The organism is Winogradskyella thalassocola (assembly GCF_900099995.1).
Classification (GTDB): Bacteria; Bacteroidota; Bacteroidia; order Flavobacteriales; family Flavobacteriaceae; genus Winogradskyella; species Winogradskyella thalassocola.
In genome coordinates, this window is sequence record NZ_FNCZ01000002.1 from 275,402 (window position 1) to 288,273 (window position 12,872).

General features: G+C 33.5%; 10 protein-coding genes and 2 tRNA genes. 3 read left to right on the forward strand and 9 right to left on the reverse strand.

Features of this window, described 5'->3' with window-relative positions; translation table 11 throughout:
- Positions 1-32: 32 nt before the first annotated feature.
- Together pckA and BLT80_RS08215 are read right to left on the reverse strand one after the other, a co-directional pair.
- Positions 33-1,643, reverse strand: coding sequence for a phosphoenolpyruvate carboxykinase (ATP) (pckA, locus tag BLT80_RS08210; protein WP_245710181.1), 1,611 nt, complete (start codon positions 1,641-1,643; stop codon positions 33-35).
- 56 nt (positions 1,644-1,699) lie between these two features.
- Complete coding sequence (locus BLT80_RS08215; RefSeq protein WP_092467140.1) at positions 1,700-3,538, reverse strand: SLC13 family permease; 1,839 nt, start codon at positions 3,536-3,538, stop codon at positions 1,700-1,702.
- Between the two features lie 222 nt (positions 3,539-3,760).
- On the opposite strand from BLT80_RS08215, the gene bshB1 reads away from it, so the two are divergent.
- The gene (gene bshB1, locus BLT80_RS08220; protein ID WP_092467141.1) at positions 3,761-4,483 is read left to right on the forward strand and encodes a bacillithiol biosynthesis deacetylase BshB1; all 723 of its coding nucleotides are present in this window, start codon (positions 3,761-3,763) and stop codon (positions 4,481-4,483) included.
- A 59-nt stretch (positions 4,484-4,542) separates the two neighbouring features.
- A tRNA-His gene (locus BLT80_RS08225) sits at positions 4,543-4,618 on the forward strand.
- A 569-nt stretch (positions 4,619-5,187) separates the two neighbouring features.
- Here the strand turns inward: BLT80_RS08225 and BLT80_RS08230 are convergent.
- The 4 genes from BLT80_RS08230 to BLT80_RS08245 form a co-directional block, all read right to left on the reverse strand.
- Positions 5,188-6,768, reverse strand: a complete 1,581-nt coding sequence (locus BLT80_RS08230; RefSeq protein ID WP_092467142.1) for a M28 family peptidase — start codon at positions 6,766-6,768, stop codon at positions 5,188-5,190.
- A gap of 133 nt (positions 6,769-6,901) precedes the next feature.
- Positions 6,902-7,933, reverse strand: a complete 1,032-nt coding sequence (locus BLT80_RS08235) for a M28 family metallopeptidase (RefSeq protein ID WP_092467143.1) — start codon at positions 7,931-7,933, stop codon at positions 6,902-6,904.
- 69 nt (positions 7,934-8,002) lie between these two features.
- Complete coding sequence (locus BLT80_RS08240) at positions 8,003-8,338, reverse strand: DUF2232 domain-containing protein (protein ID WP_092467144.1); 336 nt, start codon at positions 8,336-8,338, stop codon at positions 8,003-8,005.
- 6 nt (positions 8,339-8,344) lie between these two features.
- Positions 8,345-9,124, reverse strand: coding sequence for a DUF3108 domain-containing protein (locus BLT80_RS08245; RefSeq protein WP_092467145.1), 780 nt, complete (start codon positions 9,122-9,124; stop codon positions 8,345-8,347).
- Positions 9,125-9,297: 173 nt separating this feature from the next.
- Between BLT80_RS08245 and BLT80_RS08250 the strand changes: the two genes are divergently transcribed.
- A tRNA-Ser gene (locus BLT80_RS08250) sits at positions 9,298-9,382 on the forward strand.
- Positions 9,383-9,521: 139 nt separating this feature from the next.
- On the opposite strand, the gene BLT80_RS08255 is transcribed toward BLT80_RS08250, so the two are convergent.
- The 3 genes from BLT80_RS08255 to BLT80_RS08265 are packed head-to-tail and all read right to left on the reverse strand — an operon-like array spanning position 9,522 to position 12,868.
- Complete coding sequence (locus tag BLT80_RS08255; protein WP_092467146.1) at positions 9,522-10,703, reverse strand: ABC transporter permease; 1,182 nt, start codon at positions 10,701-10,703, stop codon at positions 9,522-9,524.
- Complete coding sequence (locus tag BLT80_RS08260) at positions 10,700-11,881, reverse strand: ABC transporter permease (RefSeq protein WP_092467147.1); 1,182 nt, start codon at positions 11,879-11,881, stop codon at positions 10,700-10,702. Before BLT80_RS08260 ends, BLT80_RS08255 begins: the two co-directional genes overlap by 4 nt.
- 12 nt (positions 11,882-11,893) lie before the next feature.
- Positions 11,894-12,868 (reverse strand): HlyD family secretion protein, encoded by a 975-nt coding sequence (locus BLT80_RS08265; protein ID WP_092467148.1) that lies wholly within the window; start codon positions 12,866-12,868, stop codon positions 11,894-11,896.
- Positions 12,869-12,872: the final 4 nt, after the last annotated feature.

Here is a 12,872-nt window from a genome sequence, read left to right on the forward strand (position 1 = left end):
CCATTTCTGGGCTCTTTTCAGTCATGGAAATATTAAATATGGTCGTGTAAGTGATGATGTTCATCAATTAATGGACCTCCTTCAATAATTTGTTCTGAAGCTTCACTTGCAAATTTTTCGAAATTCAAATGGAAAGAATGTGCGAGTTGAATTGATTTGCTGACATACTGGCCTTTGTTTTCCCAAGTATTCATCGGATCTAATATGTTTTCAGGAACATTAGGACATGTTTTTGGCATAAACAATCCAAATATTGGATGTTGTTCAAACTCAACATTGTCTAATTCTCCTTTAAGAATAGCTGTAATCATAGCTCTTGTATATTTTAATTTTATACGAGAACCAACCCCATAAGGTCCGGCGCTCCAGCCTGTGTTTATTAACCAAACATTGACACCTGCATCTTGCATTTTTTTGCTTAACATCTCAGCGTAAACTGTAGGGTGTAAAGGCATAAACGGTTCTCCGAAACATGCAGAGAAAGATGGTACAGGTTCTGTAATTCCTGCTTCAGTACCTGCTACTTTAGCTGTGTAACCAGAAATAAAATGGTAAGCTGCTTGTCCTGGAGTTAACTTAGATACTGGAGGTAATACACCAAACGCATCGGCAGTTAAGAAAAATATATTTGTTGGATTATCAGCGTAAGATGGTTTTTGAATATTATCTATATGGTAGATTGGGTAGCTCACACGTGTATTTTGTGTAATACTGCTATCCATATAATCAACATCTCCGTTATCTTTAAAAACGACGTTTTCAAGAATTGCTCCTGGTTTAATTGCTCTAAAAATGTCTGGTTCTTTTTCTTCAGATAGATCAATAACTTTGGCATAGCAACCTCCTTCAAAATTAAAAATGTTGTTGTTTGCTGTCCAACCATGTTCATCATCACCAATTAATTTACGGCTAGGATCGGCAGATAATGTTGTTTTACCAGTTCCAGATAATCCGAAGAAAATAGCAGTATCACCATCTTCGCCAACATTTGCAGAACAATGCATAGGTAAAACGTCTTTTTCAACAGGAAGAATAAAGTTTAAAGAAGAGAAAATCCCTTTTTTAATTTCACCTGTGTAAGCAGAACCACCAATTAATGCAATTTTTTTAGTGAAATTTAAAATTGAAAAATTGCCTTGACGTAAACCAACTGCTTTAGGGTCTGGAGCTTCATAACCTGGAGCACAAAGTACCAACCATTCTTCTTCAAAATTTTCTAATTCAGATTCGTCAGATCTTAAAAACATGTTATAAGTAAACATGTTAGACCAAGGATATTCTGTAACAGTTCTTACATTGGTTTTATATTCAGGATCAGCACATACATAAGCATCTCTAACATAGATTTCTTTTCCGCTTAAGTAGTTTGTGATTTCAGCTTGTAGTGTTTCAAAATTGTCAGGTGAGATGGCTTTATTAGTTTTTCCCCACCAAACTTTATTAGCAGTGTAATCATCTTTTACTATAAAACGATCTTGAGGAGAACGACCTGTAAACTTTCCGGTATTAATAGCTAATGTACCATTAGAAGTTTCTTTTCCCATTCCTTTTTCAACAGTAATGGCTTGTAATTTTTCTGGTGAGAGGTTCCAATGAGCATTGGTGTCTTTCAGTCCATACTTTGTGAGATCTCTTGTTTTCATAATTGAATTGTTTAATAATGTTTCCATGATATATAATTTATAATTTCGAATTCCTTTCAAAATGGCCAAATCAATGGCACTAGTATTAATGATGTTATTAAGAAGAGTAGAAGCAATGGTGCGCCTACTTTTAAGTAATCCATAAATTTATAACCGCCTGCGGTCATTACCATTGCGTTTGTTGTGGTTCCTACAGGAGTTAGAAATGCGGTTGAAGCACTAATAGCCACTACAATCATAAATGGTGCTGCAGAAATATTAAGGGTGTTCGCTGCAATAATTACAATGGGAGCCATTAATACTGCTGTGGCTGAGTTATTAATTACTTGACTAAACGTTGTAGTCAGTAAGAACACACCACCTAAAAGCACTACAGGATGTAAACTACCTAAAGTATCTACCAAACCATTAGCAATTAGTTCTGCTGTACCTGTTTTTTGTAATGCGATTCCCATAGGTATCATCCCAGCAATCATAACCACGCTTATCCAACTAATGCCTTTATAGGCTTTGACCATTGGTACACAGCCCGTAATCATTATGATACCTGCAGAAATTAATGCTGCCACAGCTCCCGGAACAATTTCAAAAACTAGCATAATAATCATTAGTATTAAGGCTCCTAATGCGATATAAGATTTAATAGTAAGGTTGGTGACTGTTTTGGCCATACCTTCTGGACTACCACAAATCACTAAATGTTCATATTGTGTTTTTAGTTCTTCAATGGCGCTCCATTGCCCTCTAATTAAAAAGGCATCCCCAGCCTTTACGACAGTTTCGCGGTCTGTTAATACTTTGCCGTTTCTTGAGGCGGCCATTAATTGAACATTATAACGTTCAAAAAAATGACTAGAGGTTACGTTTTTGCCAACAAGAGCAGATTGTGGTGCGACTAAAACTTCAGTCATACCTACCTCTTGGTTAATTAGGTTGTGTCGCAATTCATCTTCAATAGAATTTAGAGGTAATAAACCTAATCTGAATTTAATCATTAAGACATTAATCGCTTCGGTATCTCCTTTAACTGTAATAATATCGTGGTATAAGAATTCCGTAGAGTCTGTAGGAAGTTCAATAAAAGGATCATTACCTTTTAAAAGGCTAGGATGTCTTCTTTTAATACGTAGAATAGTAACAGCATGTTCTTTTTCAAAATTCCAATCTCCCAATTTTGTATTAAGTAAAGGAGATACCGATCTTACTCTTAGTCTGTAATACTCACCATCTACTTTGTAAGCTTCAATCCATTTGTGAAGCGTTGTGTTGATATTAATAGGTTTGTTATTTGTTTTATTACTTGGTAAAAGTCTGTAGCCAATGTATTTAAAATAGAGTAATGTCAATAATAATAGAGGTAAACCGATCAATCCGAATTCGAAGAAAGAAAAGCCTTCTAGGCCACTTTCGAGCATCGTGTTGTTTACAATAATATTTGGAGGTGTACCTGTTAAGGTTAATAGTCCACCAGTATTAGAACCAAAAGCAACCGGCATTAATAATTTAGAAGGTAAAGTTCCAATGCTCCAAGCAGAGGCAATCGTTACAGGCATTAATGTTGCTACAGTACCTGTGTTACTAACTACTCCAGAAAGCAAGCCAGAACCTAAGGTGGTAATTAATAATAGTTTCATTTTACTTTTACCAGCTAATTTTATGAATTTTTCGCCAGCTAAAGCGGTCCATCCCGTTTGAGATAAGCCTTCTCCTATAATAAATAAGGCTGCAATCATAATTACAGTTGGATTGCTAAAACCACTTAATGTTTCTGTTAAATCTAATATTCCAAAAACAAATAAGCTTAACATTGAAAGAAGTGCGATAATATCTGGTGTGAATTTTCCCCAAATAAATAAAGAAATTGTAATAATTAAAATGGCTAACATTAAGGTCATTAGGACGTTATCTTTTTATGATACTGTAAAGGTAGAGTCAATAAGAAGTATTATTTATGACGAAAGTCATACTTTGATGGTATTGCGAATTTTTCAATTTTGACTATTAATTTTTGAATTAAAAATGGATTAATTCAATCGAAACCGTTTGCGGATTAAAAAGAAAGCGATTATCTATCTTCTTTTTAATATTTTTGATACTTAGAAAAAACTAAAAGATATATGAAATTAGATATTTTGGCTATTGGTGCCCATCCAGATGATGTTGAGTTAGGCTGTGGGGCAACCTTAGCAAAAGAAGTTTCAAAAGGAAAGAAAGTAGGCATTATAGATTTAACTAGAGGTGAATTAGGAACGAGAGGAACAGCCGAAACACGTGATGAAGAGGCGTTTAATTCTGCAAAAATTTTAGGGGTACAGTCTAGAATTAATATGAGATTTGCTGATGGGTTCTTCGTTAACGATAAAGCGCATCAACTTGAGATTATAAAGATGATTCGCTATTATAGGCCTGAAATACTTATTTGTAATGCTATTGATGATAGACACATTGATCACCCAAAAGGAAGTCAATTGGTAAGTGATGCTTGCTTTTTAAGTGGGTTAAAAAAAATAGAAACTTTTTATAATGATGAAAAACAACCACAAGATCCGTGGAGACCAAAAGTCGTTTACCATTATATACAGTGGAAAGATATAAAACCAGATGTTGTAGTAGATGTCTCTGGTTTTATGGATAAGAAAGAAAAATCAGTACTGGCTTACAAGACTCAGTTTTTTGATCCTAATAGCAAAGAGCCTGAAACTCCGATTTCTAGCAAAAACTTCACAGATAGCATTGATTACCGAGCGCGAAATTTAGGTAGATTAATCGGTGTGGAACATGCTGAGGGTTATACAGTTGAGCGTTTTGTGGCTGTAGAATCATTATTTGATTTAAAATAATTTCAAAAACTATTTGCAAGAGATAACAATTAAATTATCTTTGCAATCCAATTTAAAATGGTGGTTGTAGCTCAGCTGGTTAGAGCGTCGGTTTGTGGTACCGAAAGTCGCCGGTTCGAACCCGGTCTTCCACCCAAAAGTAATAAGCCTTTCAGAAATGAAGGGCTTTTTTTGTATATCTAATTGGAAATAAAGAAGAGGGTTTGAAGAATGTGCTGAGCGAAGTTGAAGTAAACTCGGTCTTCCACCCATAGAAGACAACAAAGTTGTGTCTTTGAGCAGGCCTTAAGTGTCAGTGCTTTTACAAACATTGGTCAAAATATAAAAGCTCTCTGGAAACTGAATTCTTTTTTGTAATTATGATGATTGCGTTTCAATGCTATTCTAATCATGGTTAATTTTGTTTACATTATTTATTTAGAATCAATTGATAAATATTATAAAGGATTTTCTAAGAATATAATGAATAGATTAAAATAACATAATACAGCAAAAACGCAATACACAACGTCTTGTATACTTTGTAACTTATTTTTTCTTAAGAAAAAGCAGATCAATATCGGGCGATTGTTCTAGAACAAAAATTGAAAAAAAGAACGTTTACAGAATTTTATTGAGAGATATAAAGATACGCACGAAGTTGAGTGAATAAAAAAAGCCCTTCAAACTAATTTGAAAGGCATTCTGATTTTTTTAATAATTTTTTACTCTACGACTTTATCAACAACGATGCGTTGGTCTCTATTAGCTACTTCCCAAGCGGTGTAGAAAACGAGTCTTGCTCTAGTTTCTAATAAATCATATTCAATCTTATCTGGTGTATCTGATGGTTTATGGTAATCATCGTGTGTACCATTAAAATAAAATATTACAGGGATGTTATTCTTCGCAAAATTGTAATGATCCGATCTGTAGTAAAAACGGTTGGGGTCGTTTTCATCATTAAACTTATAATCCAATTCCATGTTTACATATTTTGTATTCGCTTCTTCCGAGATAGTATGTAAATCTGTACTTAATTTGTCACTACCAATTAGATAAATATAATTTCTTGTACCTATTTCACGACTAGGGTCAACTCTACCTATCATATCAATGTTTAAGTCGGCAACGGTATTCTCTAAAGGAAAAATAGGATCGTTATCGGTGTAATGTCTAGAACCTAAAAGACCTTTTTCTTCACCTGTAACGTGTAAAAATAAAATAGAACGTTTTGGTCCATGACCAGCTTTTTCGGCCATTTTAAAGGCTTGTGCAATTTCTAAAATTGCTACTGTACCAGAACCGTCATCGTCTGCTCCATTATAAATTTCGCCATTTTTAATACCTTCATGATCTAAATGTGCCGATATCACCACTATTTCATTTGGCTTTTCAGAACCTTTAATGAAGGCTACTACATTTTCAGACGTGATAGATTCCGACTTGTTTTCAATCTCTAAATTAAGATTGGTTTCTATAACTTTAGGCGTAGAATCTTCAGAAATAGAAGCGTATAAAGCTTTACCTAAAGTTTCATTTATCATCAACATTATAATTCCGGTGTCATTGCTTTTTAAAGATAAGCGACCTGCAGCACCAGATTCTGCCTGACGTTGATAAAAACTTGAATATCTCGAAAATAAATCACCATCCATAAATATAAGACCTTGTGCGCCATTTTCTTTTGCAGCTTCTCTTTTACTAGATATTGCTTGACGTCCATTAGTCCATTTTGTTGCATCAGCAGTACCAGAAGTAATAAAATTACCTTCTGCATCTTTAGGTTCTCCTGATTTGGCTAGAACAAATTTTCCTTTAACATCAACGTTCTTGTAATCTGAATAGCTTTCATCATGAATACCATAACCAACATAAACGAAGTTATCTATCGATGTATTTGCACTATTAGAAACGGCTAAAACAATTTGATCTTCGAAACTGTTATATAATTTTCCTTTAACTGTTAATTTAGCTTCTGCTACTTTTTGTTTTTCTAGGGGTACTTCTTGAAAATAATCATCACCACCCAATGGAGTAGGGATGTCCATGTCAATATACTTTTGCTTTAAGTACTCTACTGCCATTTTCTGTCCTTTTTCACCTGTATTTCTACCTTCAAATTCATCAGAAGCATACTTGTAAAGCATGGTTTTTAATTCTGCAGAAGTAATTGTAGAAGCAAATTCTGTAGGATCAGTGTTTTTAGAAAGGTTTGCTTTTGTAGTGTTTGCACTGCTTTTTGAAGACGTGCCACAACTAGTGATTATTGCAAATGCAACACCTAAGAGTAGTGATTTTTTCATGTAAAGAAAGGAATTGGATAGTTAGTGTAAATTGAAGATAATTTTAATTTACCTTCAAATAAAATTAGCTTTAAAGTTACGGAAATTGAATAGGCTTTAAGCTGGGTCTAGTTTCTTTTAACAAAATTTAACATCAGATAATTTCTTTCTTAAGCCGTGTTTTAGAGTTGGCTAAATACCACGCTGTAGCAAATATTAATTTTGTCCGTTTTTCTAATAACGGATAATTAATTTTGTCTGCGGTATCTGTTGGTTTAGTGTAATCGGCATGCTCTCCATTAAAAAAGAAAATGACAGGGACATCTTTTAAAGCAAAGTTATAGTGATCAGACCGATAATAATATTGATTTGGGTCTCTTTCTTCATTGTATTTATAATCGAGATGAAGGTCTGTAAATGCTGTATTTGCTTGTTCTGTGATATAATAGAGTTCGGAACTCATTCTGTTTGATCCGATAACATAAATATAGTTTTCATTGTCTTTATGCCTATCGTCAACACGTCCAATCATATCCATATTTAAAGTTGCAACTGCATCTTCGAGAGGAAATATTGGATTTTCTGTATAGAATTTAGAGCCATACAAACCCACTTCTTCTGCTGTTACATGTAAAAAAACAAGACTTCTTTTAGGTCGGTAACCATCTTTAGTAGCTTGGTTAAAAGCCTCTGCTATTTCTAATACGGCTGCAGTACCAGACCCATTGTCGTCTGCTCCATTATAAATTTCACCGTCCTTAATACCTTCGTGGTCCGAGTGTGCGGTGATATAAACATATTCTTCCGGAAATTCGGAACCTTCAATATATGCTATAACATTTTGAGACGCATTTAGGTTGTTTGGTAAGTTCTTTTTAGGTACTTCTTGATAATAATCAGGATACGATTCTGGCGCACCTATATTTTGATTTTTATACTGTTCTCTAATGTATTCACAAACCAAATTATGACCTTCTTCTCCGGTCATTCTACCATTGTATTTATCTGAAGCAACTTCTACGACATGCGTTTTTAAGTCTTCAGATGTAATGGTATTTAAGTAGGTTGTAACAACAGTTTCATCTGCAAACGTTATACTGTTTTTTAGGTTGTTAACTTTCTCACTATGTCTTATTGTGGCGCAAGAACCCACAAAAAGCAGAACAGAAGCAAAAAATACTTTCATGTAACTAATTGATTTCCGCAAAAATAAGATAAATAGATTGAAGTTTTTCTTGCTAAGAGTTAGAAATTTTTAAAAATCTTCTTCAATTTCAAGATCTTCAAGGATTTCTTTAGAGTCCTCAAGGTTTTCTTCATCTCTTTGTTCTAATTGATCTGTGTTGCCTACTTCTGAAGTATGAAACACTCCTTTGTAAATTGTTAAGCTCAAAGAGATAATAACTAATAGAAATATATATTGAATAGTTTTTGATTTTGACTGCTCTTTTTTTGATAAATACAATAGAAATAAACCACTTAGAAATGCAATGATTATTGGAGCAAATGCTAAATTATATAAAGGAGTTACAGAGAGCACAACAGCAATTATTGCACAAATGAAACCTAAAATGATGATTATTTTTTTCATGTTCTTTTAATTTTTTAAACCCGTTGCAGACATAATTTTTAATTCACCATTTCCAACAGGAATTTTAAATTTGGCATAAACAGGGATTTTGTTCGCATCTGCCGTTAACCAAATGAGATTAGAATTTTCGCCTTTTAATAAATTGCTATCTTTTAAGGAAACGGCTAATTTATAGCATTCTTTGTTGCCTATTTTGGTTTGTACCGTTTCTTTACCTATATATTTAACGATAAGTGATGTTTCTTTATTATCGAATAAAATGGTGAACTCTTGTTGGTCTCCAGGATTCGCCTTATGGATGTCTAAATTTCTTATACCGTAAAGTGTACTGATAATATCTTTAGACGAAGCTCCAATTTTTAAAGTTTTATTTTCTTCCCAAAACGTCCCATCTTTCTTTTTCTTTCGCTTTAGACTTGTTACAAGTTTTGATAAATGATTATACTTATACTGCATAAATTTATAGTAACCTCCCTCATTGATATCTCTTTTATATAAATATGGTGTTAATGTTTTTGGATTTACATAGCTTTCATATAAATCTCTAATTTTAAAAAAATTATCCCAATTTTTATACGAAGTAGCTGTACATTTTAAACGTAACAATGTGTTTTTGGATGTGCTTACTTCACTGGTTTCCATTTTTACTTCGGCTATATCAGTTAAGAGGCCAGACATATTATAGGACGCACTGAAAACAAGTTTTTCGCCTGCGGCAATGGTTGTATTCTGTGCAATGCTATTTATTGTAGAAAAGATAAAAAATAGAAATATCAGAGGTTTCATAAAATCTTAATTTGAGTGTCTAAATTGATATATTCAATTATTATATCGAATGTACAATGCTTTCTTAAATCTTGCAATACTGATGATTAAATCTATAAATTAAAATTTTTAAAAAAAACTACACAAAAATCTTTGCCTAGAACAAAAAGGATTTTATATTTGCACCCGCTAACGGAGAGTTGGCAGAGTGGTCGAATGCGGCAGTCTTGAAAACTGTTGAGGGTCACACCTCCAGGGGTTCGAATCCCTTACTCTCCGCAAGGAATGTTAAAGTTCCTCTAAAAGCCCGTAAACGTAATGTTTATGGGCTTTTTTCGTTTGTTATATGTGGCTATATTATTTGAACTTATGGTTTGTAATGCGACATAGCAATAGTCGTTTTATGAATTTCAATACGTTAAGCGACTTCTACATTTCTATTTAAGAGCTGCTTTTTTAAGTAATAAAAACGTAGTAATACTGCAACATAGCCTAATAATAGTAATAGAAGTAAATGAACAATTTCATTGCTATACAGATTACTCTCAACACCCATGATTGTTTCTTTCTTTAAAAAACTGAAATAAGGCTTTAAAGGAATTAGGTTAGACATAAACTGTATTACTAGTGGCATGTCTTTAAAAGACCATGTGATTCCTGTAATTAAGAACACAGGATACGATGTAAAAGCCATGACTTCCATCGCTCTAGCTTGAGATTTAAAGAATGAAGATATAAACCATCCATAAAATATAGTGGCTATAAAAAAGAGAAAAGATACGGTGATTAAAGTAAACATAGAGTTATTAAGCGGTAAATCAAAAATTGGAAATATCACAAAAAAGGTAAGGATGGTATAAGCTGCATACAATAGAAAATAAAAACCTGTTTTACCAAAAAAATAATTTAAAAAACTAAGTGGAGCGTCATTAAAAATAAATGGAATGAGGTTGTTTTTACGATCTAAAGCCACACTTTCAGAAAGACCAATAAGTAATGTTTGATGCAGAATAAGTATAAACAGTGCCGGTAATAAAAAATTACCATAATTATTAGCTGGATTATAAACCGCATGAATTTGGGCTATAATAGGCTGGGCTTTTTTTGCAGCTAAAGACGGATTTATTTCTTTAGACTTAAAAAAATTCTCGCGTGATTCTACGGCATAGTCCATCGCAACTAAGTTAACCGATTTGTTAATATCGTTAGAAGATAGGAATTTAGAATTATTAAGTATCAGGCCAATTGGAGTACTTTCATGAGCTTTAAGTTTGTTTTCAAATCCACTTGGAATATGAATTAATCCTTGCACATCAAACCGATAAAGCCCATTTTTTGCTTCATTGAGATCTAAATAAGTATGTGTTATATCCACTTTCTGCGTGGCATTAATTTTATTTAAAAAGGCCCGACTACTATGTGAATTATCTAAATCAACAATACCAACACTAACGTTTTCTTCATCTTTATTAAAATAGGTTGAACCCATCAATGCAAAGTAGAGTAGTGGTGCTGCCAATAAGGCCAACAGAATACTATGGTCGTTGTAAATTTGCGTGGCTTCCTTTTTGAGTAATTGCCAAATTAATTTCAGGTTCATATGGTGCTCATTTTTGGTTGCAGAAAAATATGTTTTCTGTTAATGATTAAACCTATAATGATTATGATTACTGCAATGCAAAGGAATATTGAGAGTTTCTGTAGTTCTGGTATTATAAATCTGAAGGGTGTATTTAACTGATAAATTTTAAGAAATCCGGTTAAAAAGTGAGTATAAGGAATCACTTCAGCATACCAACGATTAAACCAAGGCATCGCCCAAATAGGAAAGGTAAAACCACTAAATACAAATGCAGGTGAATTGTAAAAAATAGCGACATCTAAGGCAATTATTTCATCTTTAAAAAGTAATGAGATTCCGAATCCAAGGGCTATATTAACGGTAAGGAAGAGTAACATCAAGACCAAAAGTGAGCCTATATCTCCATAAATCGGTATACTAAATATGGGAAATACAATTGCAAATAAAAATCCGCACAAACTGAGTCCAAAGACTAAATGAGCCAAATACTTACCTAATAGCATGGTTACCACGCTTCCATTGGCTGTAGTGAATAAATCCGTGTAAGTATCTTGTTTCCATTCATTATTAAAGGCTCTAGAGGCCGCAAAGAATAGGATCATTTGTATTAATACGGTAGCGAGTCCAGGTAGTAGATAATACACATAATTGTATTGAGGATTTGCTAAAACTTTCGTGTTTATAGCAATAGGCATAACAGTCCCTCTAATTTTATCAGGATTAATGCCTAAAGGCGCTATGTTTTTAACCACGACTCCAGCACTGAGTAGTTGTGTAACTTCTTGTGCAGATTTATAAAGTAGATTTCCAAAGACAATATTGGTAGAATTTGTATAAATCTTTATTTGTGTAGGAATACTTTTAAGAACATCGTTATGAAAATCTTTTGGGATATAGAATATGCCTTCAACATTGTTTGAAACAAATACATTCTCTAGCTTATCTTTTGAAGCGATATAGTAGGTAACATTTAAACTCGGAGATGCTTCTAATGATTTAATATAAGCTCTACTCAAAGTGCTATTATCATTGTCGTAAACCGCAATGGGCACTTCTCTTAGGGCACCTTTGTAATATATTAAGCCTAATAATATGAACACAATGACAGGAATAATTAGGTATAAATTCCTCGCGGATTTCTGCCGTGCTAACCGTTGCATTTCCCTTTTAAAAATATGGTATACAGGCCAATTCATGGATAGCGTTGCTTATTTAATAATTTGAATGGACATTCCTGGTCGTAAGTCCACTATACGATCTTGTGGTTTTAGGTGAATCTCGAAAGATTTGAGTTCATATTCCCCTTTGGCTTTAATAGGAACCCAAGTCGCGAAATTAGCCATTGGTGCAATGTACGTTACTTTAAAATCGACAGTTTCATAATCTAAGCCAGGTACTTTAGCTTTATGTAACGTTCCGATTTTAAATTCAGATAAATTATCTTCTCTGATATTTAAGATTGCATATATTTTTTCAGGAATTTGTATGGTTAGTATTGGATAACCTGAAGCCATAACTTCTCCTTCTTCAGCAATTTGATTACTAATGATGCCCGATGTTGGTGCAACTATATTTAATTCGTCATAGAACGCCTCAACTTCATTGTAAGCACCTTGCGCACTTTCAAAACTCCCTTGTGCTGCTTTGATATCTTCCTTTCGCGTGCCTTTTTTACCCATTTCCCACATGGATTTAGCAGCATTCATCTGTTCTTTTGCGGCATCAAACTTAAATTGAATTTCATCCATTTCTTGTTTAGAGATAATACTATCAGCATAGAGTGCTTGGTATCTTTTATAGGTTTTTTCGGCGAAATCAAATTGACTTTTAGCCATTAAATATTGATTTTGAAGTGCGTTAATTTCTTCTTTACGAGCCCCTGTTTCGGCTTTTTCAATTAACGAACGTGCTGCTTTGACCATACCTTCTGCTTGGCCTTTTCTGGCCTCTAAAATATCGGGTTCTAAGGTTGCTAAAACTTGTCCTTTTTCTACGGTGTTTCCTTTTTCAATTAAAATAGACATAACGCGTCCTGGGATTTCAGAGGATACGTTTACTTCAGTCGTTTCTAGCATTCCAACATATAGGTCTTCCTCAGTTGAATTCGATCTAACTATAAAATATACAATAGAGAACACAATTATTAGTATAGGAATGGATAATATAATGTGCGATTTTTTCATGATA

Coding starts and splice junctions, on each gene's coding strand:
- pckA (WP_245710181.1), bottom strand. CDS start 1,643: ATGAAAACAAGAGATCTCACAAAGTATGGACTGAAAGACACCAATGCT.
- BLT80_RS08215 (WP_092467140.1), bottom strand. CDS start 3,538: ATGACCTTAATGTTAGCCATTTTAATTATTACAATTTCTTTATTTATT.
- bshB1 (WP_092467141.1), top strand. CDS start 3,761: ATGAAATTAGATATTTTGGCTATTGGTGCCCATCCAGATGATGTTGAG.
- BLT80_RS08230 (WP_092467142.1), bottom strand. CDS start 6,768: ATGAAAAAATCACTACTCTTAGGTGTTGCATTTGCAATAATCACTAGT.
- BLT80_RS08235 (WP_092467143.1), bottom strand. CDS start 7,933: ATGAAAGTATTTTTTGCTTCTGTTCTGCTTTTTGTGGGTTCTTGCGCC.
- BLT80_RS08240 (WP_092467144.1), bottom strand. CDS start 8,338: ATGAAAAAAATAATCATCATTTTAGGTTTCATTTGTGCAATAATTGCT.
- BLT80_RS08245 (WP_092467145.1), bottom strand. CDS start 9,124: ATGAAACCTCTGATATTTCTATTTTTTATCTTTTCTACAATAAATAGC.
- BLT80_RS08255 (WP_092467146.1), bottom strand. CDS start 10,703: ATGAACCTGAAATTAATTTGGCAATTACTCAAAAAGGAAGCCACGCAA.
- BLT80_RS08260 (WP_092467147.1), bottom strand. CDS start 11,881: ATGAATTGGCCTGTATACCATATTTTTAAAAGGGAAATGCAACGGTTA.
- BLT80_RS08265 (WP_092467148.1), bottom strand. CDS start 12,868: ATGAAAAAATCGCACATTATATTATCCATTCCTATACTAATAATTGTG.